The organism is Pseudomonas oligotrophica (assembly GCF_021726475.1).
Classification (GTDB): domain Bacteria; phylum Pseudomonadota; class Gammaproteobacteria; order Pseudomonadales; family Pseudomonadaceae; genus Stutzerimonas; species Stutzerimonas oligotrophica.
This window is the reverse complement of the sequence record NZ_JAKJRU010000001.1, coordinates 101,863-122,081: the sequence shown is the minus strand read 5'-3', so window position 1 is coordinate 122,081 and position 20,219 is coordinate 101,863. Positions and strand designations below refer to the sequence as shown.

The 20,219-nt window shown below is 68.9% G+C and carries 12 protein-coding genes; 11 read left to right on the top strand and 1 reads right to left on the bottom strand.

What is annotated here, in order from left to right; genetic code table 11:
• Position 1: 1 nt before the first annotated feature.
• Together recG and L3N39_RS00540 are read left to right on the top strand one after the other, a co-directional pair.
• A complete protein-coding gene (recG, locus tag L3N39_RS00545) occupies positions 2–2,074 on the top strand; it encodes an ATP-dependent DNA helicase RecG (protein WP_237255268.1) in 2,073 nt (690 codons plus the stop codon).
• Positions 2,075–2,150: 76 nt separating this feature from the next.
• Positions 2,151–3,548 (top strand): aminoacyl-tRNA deacylase and HDOD domain-containing protein, encoded by a 1,398-nt coding sequence (locus tag L3N39_RS00540; RefSeq protein ID WP_237255267.1) that lies wholly within the window; start codon positions 2,151–2,153, stop codon positions 3,546–3,548.
• Position 3,549: 1 nt separating this feature from the next.
• Here L3N39_RS00540 and L3N39_RS00535 read toward each other — a convergent pair whose 3' ends face one another.
• The gene (locus tag L3N39_RS00535) at positions 3,550–6,396 is read right to left on the bottom strand and encodes an EAL domain-containing protein (protein WP_237255266.1); all 2,847 of its coding nucleotides are present in this window, start codon (positions 6,394–6,396) and stop codon (positions 3,550–3,552) included.
• A gap of 191 nt (positions 6,397–6,587) precedes the next feature.
• On the opposite strand from L3N39_RS00535, the gene uvrD reads away from it, so the two are divergent.
• From uvrD to selB, 9 genes are all read left to right on the top strand, one after another.
• Positions 6,588–8,777, top strand: a complete 2,190-nt coding sequence (gene uvrD, locus L3N39_RS00530; RefSeq protein ID WP_237255265.1) for a DNA helicase II — start codon at positions 6,588–6,590, stop codon at positions 8,775–8,777.
• A gap of 58 nt (positions 8,778–8,835) precedes the next feature.
• Entirely contained in the window at positions 8,836–9,936 is a 1,101-nt protein-coding gene (locus tag L3N39_RS00525; protein ID WP_237255264.1) for a TRAP transporter substrate-binding protein, read from the top strand.
• Between the two features lie 113 nt (positions 9,937–10,049).
• Positions 10,050–10,886: a Tim44 domain-containing protein gene (locus L3N39_RS00520; RefSeq protein WP_237255263.1), complete on the top strand. Its 837-nt coding sequence runs from the start codon at positions 10,050–10,052 to the stop codon at positions 10,884–10,886.
• A 245-nt stretch (positions 10,887–11,131) separates the two neighbouring features.
• Positions 11,132–14,206: a formate dehydrogenase-N subunit alpha gene (fdnG, locus tag L3N39_RS00515; protein WP_237255262.1), complete on the top strand. Its 3,075-nt coding sequence runs from the start codon at positions 11,132–11,134 to the stop codon at positions 14,204–14,206.
• Positions 14,206–15,141 carry a formate dehydrogenase subunit beta gene (gene fdxH, locus L3N39_RS00510; protein WP_237255919.1) on the top strand — a complete coding sequence of 312 codons (936 nt, stop codon included), beginning with the start codon at positions 14,206–14,208 and terminating at the stop codon, positions 15,139–15,141. Before fdnG ends, fdxH begins: the two co-directional genes overlap by 1 nt.
• 59 nt (positions 15,142–15,200) lie before the next feature.
• Positions 15,201–15,818 (top strand): formate dehydrogenase subunit gamma, encoded by a 618-nt coding sequence (locus tag L3N39_RS00505; RefSeq protein ID WP_237255261.1) that lies wholly within the window; start codon positions 15,201–15,203, stop codon positions 15,816–15,818.
• 115 nt (positions 15,819–15,933) lie between these two features.
• Positions 15,934–16,851, top strand: a complete 918-nt coding sequence (fdhE, locus tag L3N39_RS00500; RefSeq protein ID WP_237255260.1) for a formate dehydrogenase accessory protein FdhE — start codon at positions 15,934–15,936, stop codon at positions 16,849–16,851.
• Positions 16,848–18,254 carry an L-seryl-tRNA(Sec) selenium transferase gene (selA, locus tag L3N39_RS00495; RefSeq protein WP_237255259.1) on the top strand — a complete coding sequence of 469 codons (1,407 nt, stop codon included), beginning with the start codon at positions 16,848–16,850 and terminating at the stop codon, positions 18,252–18,254. The genes fdhE and selA overlap by 4 nt, the downstream gene beginning before the upstream one ends.
• On the top strand, positions 18,251–20,167 hold the full coding sequence (gene selB / locus L3N39_RS00490; RefSeq protein WP_237255258.1) for a selenocysteine-specific translation elongation factor: 1,917 nt from the start codon (positions 18,251–18,253) through the stop codon (positions 20,165–20,167). The genes selA and selB overlap by 4 nt, the downstream gene beginning before the upstream one ends.
• Positions 20,168–20,219: the final 52 nt, after the last annotated feature.

Here is a 20,219-nt window from a genome sequence, read left to right as displayed (position 1 = left end):
GATGAGCGAACTGGCAGCGGTGCCGGTCACCGCGCTCAAGGGCGTCGGCGCGGCGCTGGCCGAGAAACTCGCGCGGGTCGGCCTGGAAACCCTGCAGGACCTGCTGTTCCACCTGCCGCTGCGCTACCAGGACCGCACCCGCGTGGTGCCGATCGGCGCGCTGCGCCCGGGGCAGGACGCGGTGATCGAAGGCGTGGTGTCCGGCGCCGATATCGTCATGGGCCGCCGGCGCAGCCTGCTGGTGCGCCTGCAGGATGGCAGCGGCACGCTGAGCCTGCGCTTCTATCACTTCAGCAACGCGCAGAAGGACGCCATGAAGCGCGGCACCCCGCTGCGCTGCTACGGCGAGGCGCGTCCCGGCGCCTCGGGGCTGGAGATCTACCACCCCGAGTACCGCGCGCTGACGAGCGATCCGGCGCCGGTCGAGCAGACCCTGACGCCGATCTACCCGACCACCGAAGGCCTGACCCAGCAGCGCCTGCGCCAGCTCACCGGGCAGGCGCTGGCGCGCCTCGGCCCGCACAGCCTGCCGGACTGGCTGCCGGCCGAGCTGGCGCATGAATACCGCCTCGGCGCGCTCGACGAGGCGATTCGCTACCTGCACCGGCCGCCGCCGGATGCCGACCTCGAGGAACTCGCCGAGGGCCGTCACTGGGCGCAGCACCGCCTGGCCTTCGAGGAACTGCTGACCCACCAGCTGTCGCTGCAACGCCTGCGCGAACGGGTGCGTGCCCAGCAGGCACCGGCGCTGCCACCGGCGAAAGCCTTGCCGCAGCGCTTTCTCGCCAACCTTGGTTTCGCCCCCACCGGCGCGCAGCAGCGCGTCGGCGCCGAGATCGCCTATGACCTGGCCCAGCACGAACCGATGCTGCGCCTGGTGCAGGGCGACGTCGGCGCGGGCAAGACGGTGGTCGCCGCGCTGGCTGCATTGCAGGCGCTGGAAGCCGGCTATCAGGTGGCGTTGATGGCGCCGACCGAAATCCTCGCCGAGCAGCACTTTCTCAACTTCAGCCGCTGGCTCGAACCGCTCGGCATCGAGGTCGCCTGGCTGGCCGGCAAGCTCAAGGGCAAGGCCCGCGCCACGGCGCTCGAGCAGATCGCCGGCGGCTGCCCAATGGTGGTCGGCACCCATGCGCTATTCCAGGACGAGGTGGTGTTCAAGCGCCTGGCCCTGGTGATCATCGACGAGCAGCACCGCTTCGGCGTGCAGCAGCGCCTGGCCCTGCGCCAGAAGGGCATCGACGGCCGGCTCTGCCCGCATCAGCTGATCATGACCGCCACGCCTATTCCGCGCACCCTGGCGATGAGCGCCTATGCCGATCTGGACACCTCGATCCTCGACGAGCTGCCGCCCGGGCGGACCCCGGTCAATACCCTGGTGATCGCCGACAGCCGCCGGCTGGAAGTCATCGAGCGGGTGCGCGCCGCCTGCCGCGAGGGCCGTCAGGCCTACTGGGTCTGCACGTTGATCGAGGAGTCCGAGGAGCTCACCTGCCAGGCCGCGCAAACCACCTTCGAGGAACTCTCGGCCGCGCTCGGCGAGCTTGCCGTCGGCTTGATCCACGGCCGCATGAAGCCGGCCGAGAAGGCCGCGGTGATGGAGCGGTTCAAGGCCGGCGAACTGCAGCTACTGGTCGCTACCACGGTGATCGAGGTCGGCGTCGACGTGCCCAACGCCAGCCTGATGATCATCGAGAATCCCGAGCGCCTCGGCCTGGCCCAGCTGCACCAGCTGCGCGGACGGGTCGGGCGTGGCAGCGCGGCGAGCCACTGCGTGCTGCTCTACCACGCTCCGCTGTCGCAGATGGGCCGCGAGCGCCTGGCGATCATGCGCGAGACCACCGATGGCTTCATCATTGCCGAAAAGGACCTGGAGCTGCGCGGCCCCGGCGAGATGCTCGGCACGCGGCAGACCGGCCTGCTGCAGTTCAAGGTCGCCGACCTGATGCGCGACGCCGACCTCCTGCCGGCGGTACGCGACGCCGCACAGACGCTGCTGGCACGCTGGCCGCAGCACGTCAGCCCGCTGCTCGAGCGCTGGCTGCGGCATGGCCAGGAATACGGCCAGGTATGACAAAACCACCCGTCGGGATGCCGTTCCAGGGGGGCTGCTTGGCTATACTCGCAGCATCTTCGCGCCGGAAGCCCTTATGAATACCGCTGTTTCCAACGAGTCCCCCGCCGAGCTCCCCCTGCCGATCCGCAAGTTCCTCGATGACCTGGGCCTGGCCTACCGCCTGCGTACCGAGCGCGCCGGCGTGCCGGCCGCGCAGCAGGTCGAGACGGTGCTGCTGGAGGACGCCGTCGGCCTGATGCTGGTGCTGTTCCCCCAGGACCACCTGCTCGACCTCGCGCGGCTGGCCGAACTCACCGGCCGGCATCTGGTGGCGGTCCGTCCGGAACATCTGGAGCGGCTGCTCGCGCGGCTCACCGCCGGCACCTTGCCGGGCCTGCCGCCGCTGGTCAGCGCGCCCTGCCTGTACGAGCACGGCCTGCTGGAGCAACCGCGGCTGCTGCTCGAGTCGGGCCAGCCGGGGCTCTGGCTGGAGCTCGACGGCGAGGCCTTCAGGCGCCTGGCCGAGCGTTGCAGCGCCGGCAGCTTCAGCATCGCGCTGCAGCAGATCCGCCCCAACCTCGACCGTCCCGCCGACGACCGCGCCGAAATCACCCAGGCGGTGCAGAGCTTTACCGCGCGGCGCATCCAGCAGCGCCTGGAGCAGACCATCGAGATCCCGCCGCTGCCGCACACCGCGCAGAAGATCATCAAGCTGCGGGTGATGCCCGAGGCCACGGTGGACGACATCACCGGCGTGGTGGAGACCGACCCGGCGCTGGCGGCGCAGGTGATCAGCTGGGCGGCGTCGCCCTACTACGCGGCGCCCGGCAAGATCCGCTCGGTGGAGGATGCCATCGTCCGCGTGCTCGGCTTCGACCTGGTGATCAACCTGGCGCTCGGCCTGGCCCTGGGCAAGACCCTGAGCCTGCCCAAGGACCAGCCGCAGCAGGCCACGCCCTACTGGCACCAGGCGATCTACACCGCCGCGGTGATCGAGGGCCTGACCCGGCTGATCCCCCGCGAGCGGCGCCCCGAGCCCGGTTTGAGCTACCTGTCCGGGCTGCTGCACAACTTCGGCTACCTGGTGCTGGCGCACGTCTTCCCGCCGCACTTCTCGCTGATCTGCCGGCACCTGGAGGTCAATCCGCACCTGCACCACTCGCTGGTCGAGCACCACCTGCTGGGCATCACCCGCGAGCAGATCGGCGCCTGGCTGATGCGCCACTGGGGCATGCCGGTGGAGTTGGCCAACGGCCTGCGCTTCCAGGCCGACGCGGACTACCAGGGCAAGGACCACGCCTACGCCAACCTGGTCTGCCTGGCCGTGCGGCTGTTGCGCAACCGCGGCATCGGCGAAGGCCCGCAGGAGGCGATCCCCCAGGGGCTGTTCGATCGCCTGGAGCTGAACCGCGACAAGGCCGAGGAAGCGGTGACCCGAGTGCTCAATGCCGAGGCCGCGCTGCGCGCGCTGGCGCAGCAGTTCCCGCACTGAGCTAGTCGAGCAGGTCGACGAACGCGGCTGCCGGCAGCGGCCGGCTGAGCAGGTAGCCCTGCAGTTCGTCGCAGCGCTGGGCGCGGATGAAGGCCAGCTGCGCCGCGGTCTCGACGCCCTCGGCGACCACCTTGAGCTCCAGGCTGTGGACCATGGCGATGATCGCGCGGACGATCGCCGCGTCCTCGGCCGAGTGCTCCAGCTCGGAGACGAACGAGCGGTCGATCTTCACGTAGTCCACCGGGAAGCGCTTGAGGTAGCTCAGCGACGAATAGCCGGTGCCGAAGTCGTCGATGGCCATCTTCACGCCGAGCGCGCGCAGCTGGCGGCAGATGCCGATGGTGCCGTCGACGTCGTCGAGCAGCTGGCTCTCGGTCAGCTCCAGCTCCAGCCGCTCGGCCGGCAGGCCGGTCTCCTCCAGCACCTGGCGTACCAGGCTGATGAAGTTGCCCTGGCGCAGCTGCTTGCCCGACAGGTTCACCGACACGCGGATGTCCGCCACGCCGTCCTGGCGCCAGCGGCTGGCCTGGCGGCAGGCCTCGCGCAGGACGAACTCGCCGAGCGGAATGATCAGCCCGGTTTCCTCGGCCAGGGCGATGAACTGCCCGGGCGGCACCAGGCCCTGCTCGGGGTGGCGCCAGCGCACCAGGGCCTCGGCGGCCTCGATGCGGTCGCTGCCCAGGTTCAGCCGCGGCTGGTAGAAGACTTCCAGCTGCTCGTCGACCAGCGCCTTGCGCAGCTGGTTCTCCAGGCGCAGCTGGTCCAGGCTGCTGTCCGGCTGGCGCTCGGTGAAGAACTGCAGGGTGTTGCCACCCAGGTGCTTGGCCTGTTGCATCGCCAGGTTCGCCTGGCGCAGCAGGCTGGCCGGCTCGCGGGCGTTCTCCGGCAGCAGGCTGATGCCCACCGAGGCGCTGACCACCAGCTCCTGCCCGCCGAGCTGGGTCGGCTTGCGGATGCGTGCCAGCAGGCGGCTGCCCAGGTGCGCCAGGCTGGCCAGGCTGCCGTAGTTCTCGATCAGCACGACGAACTCGTCGCCGGACAGCCGGGCGATGGTGTCGGCGTTGGAGAAGTTCGCCGCCAGGCGCCGCGACATCTCGCGCAGCAGGGCGTCGGCGGCCTCGTGGCCAAGGCTGTCGTTGAGGATGTTGAAGCGGTCCAGGTCGATGAACAGCACCGCCAGGTGGCGGCCGGTCTGGCGCGCGCGCTGGCAGGCCTCGTGCAGCCGTTCCTTGAGCAGGCGGCGGTTGGCCAGGCCGGTGAGGTCGTCGTAGAGCGTCAGGTAGCGCAGGCGCTCCTCGGCCTGGCGGCGCACGGTCAGGTCGGAGAGGAAACCGACCACGTGGCTGGCCTCGCCGCCGGCGCCGTTTACCCGGCGCAGCTGGACCCACAGCGGGTAGGTCTCGCCGTTCTTGCGCGCCTCGGTCAGCTCGCCCTGCCAGTGGCCGTCGCGCTCGAGGGCTTCGCGCATCAGGCTGTACTGGCGTTGCGACTCCACCGAGCTGGCGAGCAGGGCGACGCTGCGCCCGAGCAGCTCGTCGCGGGTAAAGCCGGACAGTTCGCAGCAGGCGTCGTTGACGGTGAGGATGCGATAGCCCGGGTCCATGACCACCACGCCCTCGGCCGCCGAGTCGAACACCGTCGCCGCCAGCCGCTGCTGCTCGGCCTGCCGGCGCAGGATGCTGATGTCGCGGCGGGTGCCGATCATGCGCAGGGCGCGGCCGTTGTCGCCGCGCTGGATGACCCGGCCGCGGTCCTCGATCCACAGGCACTGGCCGTCGTGGGTGATCGCGCGGTAATCGACCACGTACTGCTCAGTCTCGCCCTTGAGGTGCGCCACCAGCGTGGCGCGGACCTGCGGCAGGTCGTCGGGGTGCACGTCGGGCAGCGGCTCGTCGCGGTTGTCGGTGCGGCCGAAGCGTACCTCCAGGCGCGAATGCAGCACCTGGCCCTGTTCCAGGTCCCAGTCCCACAGGCCGAGCTCGCTGGCCTCCAGCGCCAGGTTCAGGCGCGCCTCGCTCTGGCGCAGCTCGTCGGCGACCCGGGCCAGCTCGCGGGTACGTGCCTCGACGCGCTGCTCGAGGTCGTCGTAGGCCTGGCGCAGCTGGCGCTCGGCGTTGCGGCGCTGCTCGACCTCGCGCGCCAGCTCGGCGTTGAGCTGCTCGGCGCGCTGGGCGGCGCTGCCCAGGCGCTCGATCAGTGCGAGCTTGTGCTGGCGCTGCTGCAGGCCCTTGCCGATCAACCGGCTGATCTGCCAGGCGGTCAGGCTGAGGGTCGCCAGCACGATCATCGCCAGCACGCCCCAGCCACGCTGCTGCGGCGTGTCGCCGGCCAGCAGCACCAGCCCGGACGGCAGCAGGCAGGGCACGGCGAAGCTGAGGAACGCCGGCAGGCTGACCCCGTAGGCGACGCTGCTGTACAGCACCACCGAGCCGATCAGGCCGTACAGCGTGGCCTGCTGCAGGAAGGCGTCGGCCGGCACCAGGGCGACGATGGCGTAGGCCAGGCCCAGCGCCGAGACCGCGCTGCCGGCAAGGAAGCGCAGGTGCCAGGCGCGCTCGCGCTGGCGTTCGGCGCCGGCCCGCTCGAAGGCGACCGACTGCTGCAGGCCGAGCAGGGCGAGCGCCGCCATGCAGGCTGCCCAGGTCAGCAGGCGCGTGCCATCGGCCTGCGTCCAGAGCAGGGCGACGCAGGCCAGGCTGGTGGCCAGCAGCAGCAGGTTGGGAATGCGCGAGCCGCGGTAGAGCAGGCGCGTGCGTTCGGTCTGGGGGTTGCCCGGCAACGCCTGCGGGCGGTCCGGGCGCAGGTGCAAGGGGGCGGTCTCGCAGGCGGCTCGTGCGGAATCGGTCATCGTTGTTCTTCTTGTACTGCAGTCCGAAGCGGGATGAGCAATGGGTCCGATAATGGCATGTTGACATCTTGTCGTCATGGTCTATTGGTCGGCCGCGGCGGGGTGACACTGCAGCCAGACCGACCAACGGTCGCGGCGACGGAGCGCCGGCCAGGCGAGCGCGGCGCAGGCATTTCCAATAGAATGCCGCGATGCACGACGATATCTCCCACCTGCTCAACTCCCTCAACGATGCCCAGCGCCAGGCCGTGGCCGCGCCGCTGGGCCGTCAACTGGTCCTCGCCGGCGCCGGCTCGGGCAAGACCCGCGTACTGGTGCACCGCATCGCCTGGCTGAACCAGGTCGAGCGCGCCTCGCTGTACTCGATCCTGGCGGTGACCTTCACCAACAAGGCCGCCGCCGAGATGCGCCAGCGCATCGAGCAGCTGCTGCACGTCAACCCGCAGGGCATGTGGGTCGGCACCTTCCACGGCCTGGCCCACCGCCTGCTGCGTGCGCACTGGCAGGAAGCCAAGCTGGCGCAGAACTTCCAGATCCTCGACTCCGACGACCAGCAACGCCTGGTCAAGCGGGTGATCCGCGAACTGGGTCTCGACGAGCAGCGCTGGCCGGCGCGCCAGGCGCAGTGGTGGATCAACGCGCAGAAGGACGAGGGCCTGCGCCCGCAGAACATCCAGGCCGGTGGCGACCTGTTCCTCGCCACCCAGCTGAAGATCTACGAAGCCTACGAAGAGGCCTGCGCCCGTGCCGGGGTGATCGACTTCTCCGAGCTCTTGCTGCGCGCGCTGGACCTGTGGCGCGACCATCCCGGCCTGCTCGAGCACTACCAGCGGCGCTTCCGCCATATCCTCGTCGACGAGTTCCAGGACACCAACGCCGTGCAGTACGCCTGGCTGCGCCTGCTGGCCAAGGGCGGCGAGAGCCTGATGGTGGTCGGCGACGACGACCAGTCGATCTACGGCTGGCGCGGTGCGCGGATCGAGAACCTGCAGCAGTTCGGCGACGACTTCCAGGACGCCGAGATCATCCGCCTGGAGCAGAACTACCGCTCCACCGCTTGCATCCTCAAGGCGGCCAACGCGCTGATCGCCAACAACCAGGGGCGCATGGGCAAGGAGCTGTGGACCTCCGGTTGCGAGGGCGAGCCGATCAGCCTGTACGCCGCCTTCAACGAGCACGACGAAGCGCGCTACGTGGTGGAGAACATCGAGAAGGCCATCCGCGACGGCATGAGCCGCAGCGAGATCGCCATCCTCTACCGCTCCAACGCGCAGTCGCGGGTGCTCGAGGAAGCCCTGCTCCGGGAAAAGGTGCCGTACCGTATCTACGGCGGCCAGCGCTTCTTCGAGCGCGCCGAGATCAAGAACGCCATGGCCTACCTGCGCTTGATCCAGACCCGGGACAACGACGCGGCGCTGGAGCGGGTGATCAACCTGCCGGCGCGCGGCATCGGCGAGAAGACCGTCGAATGCCTGCGTCAGCTGGCGCGCGAGCAGGGCCTGTCGATGTGGGCTGCGCTGCACCAGGCGGTCGGCACCAAGGCGGTTTCCGGGCGCGCCGCCAGCGCGCTGAACGCCTTCGTCGAGCTGGTCGACAGCCTGGCGCTGAAGGTCGAGAAGCTGCCGCTGCACAGCATGGCCCAACGGGTCATCGAGGACTCCGGGCTGCTCGCCTACCACCGCGAGGAGAAGGGCGACAAGGCCCAGGCGCGGGTGGAGAACCTCGAGGAACTGGTCTCCGCGGCGCGCGCCTTCGACAGCTACAACGAGGAGGACGACAGCGTGCAGTCGCCGCTGGCTGCCTTCCTCGACCACGCCTCGCTGGAGGCCGGCGAGCAGCAGGCCGGCGAGCACGAGGACAGCGTGCAGCTGATGACGCTGCACAGCGCCAAGGGCCTGGAGTTCCCGCTGGTGTTCCTGGTCGGCATGGAGGAGGGGCTGTTCCCGCACAAGATGAGCCTGGAGGAATCCGGCCGCCTGGAAGAGGAACGCCGCCTGGCCTATGTCGGCATCACCCGCGCCATGCAGCAGCTGGTGATCACCTACGCCGAGACGCGCCGCCTGCATGGCAGCGAGACCTACAACAAGGTCTCGCGCTTCGTCCGCGAGATCCCGCCGGGGCTGATCCAGGAAGTGCGGTTGAGCAACACCGTCAGCCGTTCCTTCTCCGGACGCAGCATGAGCGGCACCTCGCTGTTTGCCGGCGCCGGCGTGCCGGAAACGCCTTTCGCCCTCGGCCAGCGCGTGCGCCATGCACTGTTCGGCGAAGGCACCATCCTCAACTTCGAAGGTTCCGGTGCCCAGGCACGGGTGCAGGTGAACTTCGAGAGCGAGGGCAGCAAGTGGCTGATGCTGAGCTACGCCAAGCTTGAAGCGCTCTGAGGTTGACGCTAACGTCAAGGCCTCATACCAACAAGAAAGTCACCAAGGAAACCGACCCATGAAACGCCGCCATCTGTTCGGTGCTGCCGCTGCCTTGCTCGTCACCCTCGGCCTTGCCGGCTGCAACGAGGACAAAAAAGCCGAAACCGCCGGTCAGGCCGCCAGCGAACCGGCCAAGAGCTACAGCTGGAAGATGGTCACCGCCTGGCCGAAGAACTATCCGGGCCTGGGCACCGCGGCCGAGCGCCTGGCCGAGCGGGTCAATACCATGAGCGGCGGGCGCATGACCATCAAGGTCTATGCCGCCGGCGAGCTGGTCCCGGCGCTGGAAGTGTTCGACGCCGTCTCGCGCGGCACCGCCGAACTCGGCCACGGCGCCGCCTACTACTGGAAGGGCAAGGTGCCCACCGCGCAGTTCTTCACTTCGGTGCCGTTCGGCCTGTCGACCAACGAGATGAACGCCTGGCTGAGCAAGGGCGACGGCCAGAAATTCTGGGACGAGGCCTACGCGCCCTTCGGCGTGAAGCCCATGGTGGTGGGCAACACCGGCATGCAGATGGGCGGCTGGTACAACAAGGAGATCAACGGCCTGGGCGACCTCAAGGGGCTGAAGATCCGCATGCCGGGCCTCGGTGGCGAGGTGCTCAACCGTCTCGGCGCAACCACCGTCAACCTGCCTGGCGGCGAGGTATTCACCGCACTGCAGACCGGCGCCATCGACGCCAGCGACTGGGTCAGCCCGTACAACGACCTGGCCTTCGGCCTGCACAAGGCCGCCAAGTACTATTACTACCCGGGCTGGCAGGAGCCGCAGGCGGTGCTCGAGCTGCTGGTCAACCAGAAGGCCTTCGACAGCCTGCCGGCCGACCTGCAGGCGATTCTCACCGAGGCCACCCGCGCCGCCAGCCGCGACATGATCGACGACTACGTCTACAACAACGCGCTGGCGCTCGACCAGCTCAAGCAGCAGGGCGTCGAGCTCAAGCGCTTCCCCGACGAAGTGCTCGCCGCGATGCAGGCCGAGTCCGAGCAGGTGCTCGGCGAGCTGGCTGCGCAGAGCGAGCTCAACGGACGCATCTGGGCCTCGATGAAGGCCTTCCAGGCGCAGGTGGAGCCGATGCACGAGATCTCCGAGAAGGAACTCTACAACTGGCGTTGACGTCAGTTGTTGCAAGCCCGGGGCAAAAGCCGGAAACACTCTCCGGCTGGTCGTGCCCCCGGGCGCGATGCAACATGGCCGGCGACACCGAACCTCACAAGCGGGAACATCCAATGCAACGCGTGCTCAGCATTTTCATGGCGCTGTGTATCAGCCTGACCTTCGCCTTCGACGCCACGGCTGCCAAGCGCTTCGGCGGCGGCAAGAGCTTCGGCTCGGCGCCCAGCCACCAGACGACCCGCCAGGCGCCGCAGCAGACCCAGGCCGCCCCGGCCCAGGCCGGCAAGACGGCCGCCGCACCCAGCGGCGCCTCGCGCTGGCTGGGCCCGCTGGCCGGCATCGCCGCCGGCGGCCTGCTCGCCTCGATGTTCATGGGCGACGGCTTCGAGGGCATCCAGTTCCTCGACATCCTGATCTTCGGCCTGATCGCCTTCCTGCTGTTCCGCTTCCTCGCCGCACGTCGGCGCCAGCAGCAGCCGGCGATGGCCGGGCATGCGCCGATGCAGCGCGAGATGGCGCAGCAGTCGTCGATCTTCGGTGGCAGCGCCGCCCCGGCCGCCGCGCCGGTGATCAACGCCCCGGCCTGGTTCAACGAGCAGAGCTTCGTCGCCGCGGCCCGCGAGCACTTCATGGCGCTGCAGCAGCACTGGGACGCCAACGAGATGGACAAGATCGCCGAGTTCGTCACCCCGCAGCTGCTCGGCTTCCTCAAGCAGGAGCGCGCAGAGATCGGCGACGCCTACCAGTCGACCTACATCGACGACCTGCAGATCAGCCTCGACGGCGTCGACGACAACGCCGACAAGACCGTCGCCACGCTGACCTTCAACGGCGTGGCCAAGACCTCGCGTTTCGACCAGGGCGAGCCGTTCAGCGAGAGCTGGCGCATGGAGCGCGAGCAGGGCGAGAACCAGCCCTGGCTGGTGGCCGGCATCCGCCAGAACGGCTGAGTCGAGCGCAACCAAAAAACCCGGGCCTGGCCCGGGTTTTTTTTATCTTCCAGCGTCGGGAAAACCGCACTGCGGTGTTTTTCGGGCGCCTTATGCCGCGCCAATGCCGCTTGCTAGATGGCATGCGTAATTCGCAATTAGCCAAAAGTCGAAGGTGATTAATTCCCAGCATTGCACTTGGTTGGCTAAGCTGCCAGCGAAGCGTCAGCAATGTACTGACGCTCTGCCTGTTGAGGAGAACCACGATGGACATGAATCGTCGACAGTTCTTCAAGGTCTGCGGTGTGGGCCTTGGAGCGTCGAGCATGGCTGCGTTGGGCATGGCGCCGCCTGCGGCGTACGCCGAGTCTATCCGGCATTTCAAACTGACCAACACACGCGAAACCCGTAACACCTGCCCCTACTGCTCCGTCGGTTGCGGCCTGATCCTGTACAGCCAGGGCAGCGGCGGCAAGAACGTCGCGCAGGACATCATCCACATCGAAGGCGACGCCGATCACCCGGTCAACCGCGGCACCCTGTGCCCGAAGGGCGCCGGCCTGCTGGACTTCGTCCACAGCCCCAACCGCCTGAAGTACCCGGAAGTGCGCGAAGCCGGCAGCAACGAGTGGAAGCGCATCAGCTGGGACGATGCCCTCGACCGCATCGCCAAGCTGGTCAAGGACGACCGCGACGCCAACTTCATCGAGAAGAACGACCAGGGCCAGATCGTCAATCGCTGGCTGAGCACCGGTTTCCTGGCCGCCTCCGCCTCGTCCAACGAGGCCGGCTACATCACCCACAAGGTAGTGCGCTCGCTCGGCATCCTGGCATTCGACAACCAGGCCCGCGTTTGACACGGCCCGACGGTGGCAAGTCTTGCCCCGACGTTTGGCCGTGGCGCCATGACCAACCACTGGTCCGACATCAAGAATGCGGACCTGGTACTGATCATGGGCGGCAACGCCGCCGAAGCCCACCCCTGCGGCTTCAAGTGGGTGACCGAAGCGAAGGCCCACAACAAGGCCCGGCTGGTGGTGGTCGACCCGCGCTTCACGCGCTCGGCCTCGGTGGCCGACTTCTATGCGCCGATCCGCACCGGTACCGACATCGCCTTCCTCGGCGGCCTGATCAACTACCTGCTGGAAAACGACAAGATCCAGCATGAGTACGTGCGCAACTACACCGACGTCTCCTTTATCGTGAAGGAAGGCTTCGGCTTCGAGGACGGCCTGTTCAATGGCTACGACGCCGACAAGCGCGCCTACACCGACAAGGGCACCTGGGGCTACGAGCTCGACGAGCAGGGCTACGCCAAGGTCGACCCGACGCTGCAGCACCCGCGTTGCGTCTTCCAGCTGCTGAAGAAGCACTACAGCCGCTACACGCCGGACGTGGTCAGCAACATCTGCGGCACGCCGCAGGCGGCCATGCTCAGGGTCTGGGAAACCATCGCCGAGACCGCAGCGCCGGGCAAGGCGATGACCATCATGTACGCCCTCGGCTGGACCCAGCACTCGGTCGGCTCGCAGATGATCCGCACCGGCGCCATGGTGCAGCTGCTGCTCGGCAACATCGGCATGCCCGGCGGCGGGATGAACGCCCTGCGCGGTCACTCCAACATCCAGGGCCTGACCGACCTCGGCCTGCTGTCCAACCTGCTGCCGGGCTACCTGACCGTGCCGATGGAAGGCGAGCAGGACTATGCGGCCTATATCGCCAAGCGTACCGCCAAGCCGATCCGGCCGGGGCAGCTGTCGTACTGGCAGAACTACGAGAAGTTCCACGTCAGCCTGATGAAGGCCTGGTACGGCAAGAACGCCACGGCCGAGAACGACTGGGGCTTCCACTGGCTGCCGAAGCTGGATATCCCCGGCTACGACGTGCTCAAGTACTTCGACATGATGTACCAGGGCCAGGTCAACGGTTACTTCTGCCAAGGCTTCAACCCGATCGCCTCCTTCCCCAACAAGGCGAAGGTCGCGGCGGCGCTGGCCAAGCTCAAGTTCCTCGTGGTCATGGACCCGCTGGCCACCGAGACCAGCGAATTCTGGCGCAACGCCGGCGAGTACAACGACGTCGACACCGCCAGCATCCAGACCACCGTGTTCCGCCTGCCGACCACCTGCTTCGCCGAGGAAGACGGCTCGCTGGTCAACAGCGGTCGCTGGCTGCAGTGGCACTGGAAGGCGGCCGAGCCGCCGGGCGAGGCGCGCACCGACGTGGCCATCATGGGCGGGCTGTTCCATCGCCTGCGCCGGATGTACCGCGAGCAGGGCGGCGCCAATGCCGACGCGTTGCTGAACATCGACTGGCCGTACCTGCGCCAGGACGAGCCGAGCCCCGAGGAAATCGCCCGCGAGTTCAACGGCAAGGCGCTGGCCGACGTTACCGACCCGGCCACCGGCGCGGTGCTGGCCAAAGCCGGCGAACAGCTGGCCGGCTTCGCCCAGCTGCGTGCCGACGGCTCGACCGCAAGCGGCTGCTGGATCTTCTCCGGCTCCTGGACCCAGGCCGGCAACCAGATGGCGCGGCGCGATAACGCCGACCCCTACGGCATGGGCCAGACGCTTGGCTGGGCCTGGTCGTGGCCGGCCAACCGGCGGATTCTCTACAACCGCGCCTCGGCCGACGTCTCCGGCCGGCCGTGGGATCCGGAGAAGAAGCGCCTGGTGTGGTGGAATGGCAAGGCCTGGACCGGCACCGACGTGCCGGACTTCAAGGTCGACTCGGCGCCGGACGAAGGCATGAACCCGTTCATCATGAACCCCGAAGGGGTGGCGCGGCTGTTCGCCGTCGACAAGATGAACGAGGGCCCGTTCCCCGAGCACTACGAGCCGTTCGAGACGCCGATCGGGCGCAATCCGATGCACCCGGACAACCCCAAGGCGACCAGCAACCCGGCGGCGCGCGTGTTCAAGAACGACATGGAGCTGTTCGGCACGGCGGAGGATTTCCCCTACGCGGCGACCACCTACCGCCTGACCGAGCACTTCCACTTCTGGACCAAGCATTGCCGCCTGAACGCGATCACCCAGCCCGAGCAGTTCGTCGAGATCGGCGAGGCACTGGCCAAGGAACTGGGGATCACGGCGGGCGAGCGGGTCAAGGTGTCGTCCAACCGCGGCTACATCAAGGCGGTGGCGGTGGTGACCAAGCGCATCAAGCCGCTGACGGTCGACGGCAAGACCGTGCACCAGGTCGGTATCCCGCTGCACTGGGGCTTCTCCGGCGTGGCGCGCAACGGCTACCTGACCAACACCTTGACGCCGTTCGTCGGTGACGCGAACACCCAGACGCCGGAGTTCAAGTCGTTCCTGGTCAACGTGGAGAAGGCATGATGGCTACTCAAGACGTGATTGCCCGCTCCGCCACGACCACGGAGCGGCCGTCGATCCGCGAGATCGGCGAGGTCGCCAAGCTGATCGACACCTCCAAGTGCATCGGCTGCAAGGCCTGCCAGGTGGCGTGCTCGGAATGGAACGACCTGCGTGACGAGGTCGGCACCAGCCACGGCACCTACGACAACCCGATCGACCTCACCGCCGAATCCTGGACGGTGATGAAGTTCGCCGAGTACGAGAACCCGCAGAGCGGCAACCTCGAGTGGCTGATCCGCAAGGACGGCTGCATGCACTGCGCCGAGCCGGGCTGCCTGAAGGCCTGCCCGAGCCCGGGGGCGATCGTGAAGTACGCCAACGGCATCGTCGACTTCAACCAGGACAAGTGCATCGGCTGCGGCTACTGCATCACCGGCTGCCCGTTCGATGTGCCGCGCCTGTCGGAGAAGGACAAGAAGGCCTACAAGTGCACCCTGTGCTCGGATCGCGTTTCGGTCGGCCTGGAGCCGGCCTGCGTGAAGACCTGCCCGACCGGCGCCATCGTCTTCGGCAGCAAGGAAGACATGAAGGAGCACGCCGCCGGGCGCATCGCCGACCTCAAGGAGCGTGGCTTCGACAAGGCCGGGCTGTACGACCCTGACGGCGTGGGCGGCACCCATGTAATGTACGTGCTGCACCACGCCGACCAGCCGTCGCTGTATAGCGAGCTGCCGAACGAGCCGGCCATCAGCCCGCTGGTGAGTCTGTGGAAGGGCGTGGCCAAGCCGCTCGCCCTGCTCGGCATGGGCGCCGCGGTGCTCGCCGGCTTCTTCCACTACACGCGGGTCGGTCCGGTGCGCGTGGAGGAGGACGAGGCTGAAGCGCCGGGCGCGACGGGGGTGCACCAGGTCGATCCGGCCGTGCACGTGGTCGATCCGAAGGAGCCGAGAGCCTGACGACAGTGGCCCCGCGAGGGGCCGCCGTTGCGCCATCTCGCCTGCTCAAGGAGGCAACGATGAAACACGACATCGAACGCTACACCCCGTCCCAGCGATCCAATCACTGGGCGGTCGCCATCCTCTTCGTGCTCGCCGCACTGTCGGGGCTGGCGCTGTTCCATCCGGCGCTGTTCGGCCTGTCCGGGCTGTTCGGCGGCGGCACCTGGACGCGCATCCTGCACCCTTTCATCGGGGCCGCGATGTTCATCCTGTTCCTGGTGCTGGCGCTGCGCTTCCGCGCGCACAACCGCCTGGATGCCAATGACCGCCAGTGGCTGCGGCAGATGAACGACGTGGTGCACAACCGCGAAGAGAAGCTGCCACCGGTCGGGCGCTACAACGCCGGGCAGAAGGTGCTCTACTGGGTGCTGGTGCTGTGCATGCTGGTGCTGCTGGTCAGCGGCATCCTCATCTGGCGCGAGTACTTCAGCAGCTACTTCGGCATCACCACGCTGCGCCTGGCCGCGGTGCTGCATGCGGCGGCTGCCTTCGTGCTGATCGTCTCGATCATCGTGCATATCTACGCGGCGATCTGGATCAAGGGCTCGATGGGCGCCATGCTCTACGGTACGGTCAGCCGTGCCTGGGCGCGCAAGCACCATCCGGCCTGGGCCAAGGACGTCGAGCGCAAGTAGCCCGTTGCCTGCCGCGAAGCCCCTGCGGGAATCTTCGCGGCAGTATTGTCTCGAAGCTCAATGACGGCGCCGTCTCCCGGCGCCGTTTCATTACACCGACCCAGAGGAGTCCTGCGTGTCAGGCACTATTCTCGAGCCGGGGCAGATCGAAGCTGCCGCCAGCAAACCGCCGTTCTTCAACCTGCCTCCCCGTGAACTCTTCATCCTGCGTGCCGAGCGTCTCGAGCGCCTGGCCGAGAGCCATCCGATGGGCGACTACCTGCGCCTGCTCGCCGGCGTCTGCCGTGCCCAGCAGCAGGTGCTGGACAATCCGCCGGCGCTGCCGCCGCTCGATGCCCACCGCACCCGCGAGTGCTTGGCCCACGGCATGCCGCCGCTGGCCGCCGACACCCTGGTGCGCGAAGGCGCCTGGCTGGCGGTGCTCGACGCCTGGCTCGAGGCCTATCAGGTGCCGGCCAATGCCGCCGTCGAGGCCGCCATCGCGCAGTTGCGCGACGCCGATGCCGGCCAGCGCATCGCCTGGGCCACGGCCCTGCTCAGCGGTCAGTACGACACCCTGCCGGCGGCACTGGTGCCCTTCCTCGGCGCCGCGCTGCAGGTGGCCTGGACCCATCGTGCGCTGGGCCTGGACTTCGCCAGCCTGCGCGAGCGCGAGGACCAGACCCACTGCCCCTGCTGCGGGGCCCCGGCGATGGCCGGCGTGATCCGCCACCGCGGGCAGATGAACGGCCTGCGCTACCTGGTCTGTTCGCTGTGCTCGGGCGAATGGCATTACGTGCGCCTGAAGTGCAGCCACTGCCAGAGCACCAAGAAGCTCGACTACCTGCACCTCGAAGGCTCGCCACAGGGGGTCAAGGCCGAGGTCTGCCCCGGCTGCAACAGCTACCTCAAGCTGCTCTACCTGGAGTTGGCACCGGACGGCGAGACGCTCTCGGCGGACCTGGCGACGCTCGACCTCGACCTGCTGCTCGACCAACAAGGCCACCAGCGCCAGGCGCCCAACCTGCTGCTGGCCCCGGGAGGCGAGGGGTGAACAGCGGGCGCCTGCCCTCGGTGGACAAGCTGCTGCGCGCGCCGGCCTGTGCGCCGCTGCAGCAGCGCTACGGACGCCAGGCCCTGCTGGCAACCCTGCGCGACCTGCTCGACGAGCTGCGCGAGCCGGCCCGCAACGGCCAGCTGGCGCCGCCGGAACTATCCGAGGCGGTACTCGCCGGGCGCGCCGGCGAACGCCTGGCCAGCCAGCACAAGAGCCGCGTGCGCCGCGTGTTCAACCTCACCGGCACGGTGCTGCACACCAACCTCGGCCGCGCCCTGTTGCCGAACGAGGCCATCGAGGCGATCAGTCTCGCCGCGCGCTACCCGCTCAACCTGGAGTTCGACCTGGCCACCGGCAAGCGTGGCGACCGCGACGACCTCATCGAGGGGCTGATCCGCGAGCTGACCGGCGCCGAGGCGGTCACCGTGGTCAACAACAACGCCGCCGCCGTGCTGCTGGCCTTGAACAGCCTCGGCGCACGCAAGGAAGGCATCATCTCCCGCGGCGAGTTGATCGAGATCGGCGGCGCCTTTCGCATTCCCGACATCATGGCCCGCGCCGGGGTGAAGCTGCATGAAGTCGGCACTACCAACCGCACCCACGCCAGGGATTACGAAGCGGCGATCAGCCCGCGCTCGGGCCTATTGATGCGCGTGCACACCAGCAACTACAGCGTGCAGGGCTTCACCGCCAGCGTCGCCACCGCGGAGCTCGCCGGCATCGCCCGCGCCCACGGTCTGCCGCTGCTGGAAGACCTGGGCAGCGGCAGCCTGGTCGACCTCTCGCGCTGGGGCCTGCCGAAGGAGCCCACCGTGCAGGAAGCGCTGCGCGACGGCGCCGACATCGTCACCTTCAGCGGCGACAAGCTGCTCGGCGGGCCGCAGGCCGGGCTGATCGTCGGCAGCAAGGCGCTGATCCAGAAGATCAAGAAGAACCCGCTCAAGCGCGCCCTGCGCGTCGACAAGCTGACCCTCGCCGCGCTGGAGGCGGTGCTCAACCTCTATCGCGACCCCGACCGCCTGGCCGAGCGCCTCACCAGCCTGCGCCTGCTCAGCCGCCCGCAAGCGGAGATCCACAGCCAGGCCGAACGCCTCGCCCCGGCGCTGGCTGCCGTACTCGGTGAGCGTTGGCAAGTCACCGTGACCGATGCCCTGGGCATGATCGGCAGCGGCGCACAGCCGGTGGCACGCCTGCCCAGTGCCGCGCTGTGCATCCGCCCGCAGCAGCCCAAGCGCCTGCGCGGGCGCCAGCTGCGCCAGCTCGAGGAAGCCCTGCGCGGCCTGCCGATCCCGGTGCTCGGCCGCATCGACGACGACGCCCTCTGGCTCGACCTGCGCCAGCTCGACGACGAGCCGGGCTTCGTCGAACAGCTGCCGCTGCTGCGCGAGGCCCTGGCGTGATCGTCGGCACCGCCGGCCATATCGACCATGGCAAGACCGCGCTGCTCAAGGCACTGACCGGCCAGCAGGGCGACCGCCGCCGCGAGGAGCGCGAGCGCGGCATCACCATCGACCTCGGCTACGCCTATGCCGACCTGGGCGAAGGCGCACTCACCGGCTTCATCGACGTACCGGGGCACGAACGCTTCATCCACAACATGCTGGCCGGTGCCAGCGGCATCGACTGCGTGCTGCTGGTGGTCGCTGCCGACGACGGCGTGATGCCGCAGACGCGCGAGCATCTGGCGATCGTCGAACTGCTCGGCATCCGCCGGGCGCTGGTGGCGATCAGCAAGATCGACCGCGTCGAGCCGTCGCGCATTGCGCACGTCCGGCAACAGGTCGAAGGCCTGCTGGCCGCCGGACCCTTGGCCGGGGCACCGGTCTTCGCCGTCTCCAGCCTGACCGGCGAAGGTGTCGAGGCCCTGCGTGCGGCGCTGGTCGCCGAGGCGGGCAGGGCGGCGGCGCGACGCGACGACGGCCACTTCCGCCTGGCCATCGACCGCGCCTTCAGCGTCACCGGGGCCGGCGTGGTGGTCACCGGGACTGCCTTCGCCGGTCGTGTGCAAGTGGGCGACGAACTGCTGCTCAGCCCCGGCGGGCGCAGCGTGCGGGTACGCGGCCTGCACGCGCAGAACCGCGAGGCCGGCGAGGCCCATGCCGGCCAGCGCGTGGCGCTGAACCTGGCTGGCGAGCGGCTGAACGTCGAGCAGATCCGCCGTGGCGACTGGCTGCTGCAACCGCTGCTGCACGCGCCGACCCAGCGCATCGAAGTCGAATTCAGCCTGCTTGCCAGTGAAGCGCACGAACTGCGTCACTGGACCCCGGTGCATGTGCACCTCGGCGCCCAGGACGTCACCGGCCGCGTCGCCCTGCTGGCCGGCGAGCAGCTGGCACCGGGCGCCACGGCCTTCCTGCAGCTGCAGCTCAACGCGCCGGTGCATGCGGTGCACGGCGACCGCATCGTGCTGCGCGACCAGTCGGCCCAGCGCACCCTTGGCGGCGGTCGCGTGCTCGACCCCTACGCGCCGCCGCGCAATCGCCGCCGTGAGGCGCGCCTGGCGCAGCTCGACGCGCTGGCTGCCGAACGCCTGGAGCAGGCGCTGCCGGCGCTGCTGGCGCAGAGCCGCAACGGCCTCGACCCGGCGGCGCTGGAGCGCCAGTTCAACCGGCCAGGCGCCGGCTGGCAGCTGCCGCTGGCGGCGCTGCCGATCGCCACCCGTGTCGGCACGCGGCTGTTCGACGCCTCCCGCTGGCAGGCGCTCGGCGAGGAGCTGCTGGCCGCGCTCGGGCGTTTCCACGAGGCGCAGCCCGACGAGCTCGGCCCTGACCGTGACCGCCTGCGCCGCTATGCCTTCGCTGCGCTCGAGCGGCCGGTTTTCATCGCCCTGCTGGAACAGGCGCTGGCCGCCGGCGAAGTCGCCAGCAGCGGCCCCTGGCTGCACCTGCCCGATCACCAGGTTCGCCTGAGCGAGCCGGAGGAAGCGCTGCGCGCGCGGCTCTGGCCGCAACTGGAAGCTGGCCGCTTCGACCCGCCCTGGGTGCGCGACCTGGCCCGCGAGCTCGGTGTGGAGGAAGCGCAGATGCGTCTGCTGCTGCGCAAGCTGGCGCGCCTCGGCCAGCTGCAGCAGGTGGTCAAGGACCTGTTCTACCCCGAGCAGACGCTGCGCCAGCTGGCCGCGACGGTGCTCGAACTGGAGGCGCAGCACGGCGTGATCCGCGCCGCCGCCTTCCGCGACCGCATCGGCCTCGGCCGCAAGCGCAGCATCCAGCTGCTCGAGCACTTCGACCGCATCGGCCTGACCCGGCGCTTCGGCAACGAACGCAAGGTCCGCCGCGACAGCGCCCTGGCCATGCAGACCGCCGAACGCTAGCCCCGCACCGGAGACACCGTTGCGCTGTCATCCAGGCCGCGCAACGTGCTAG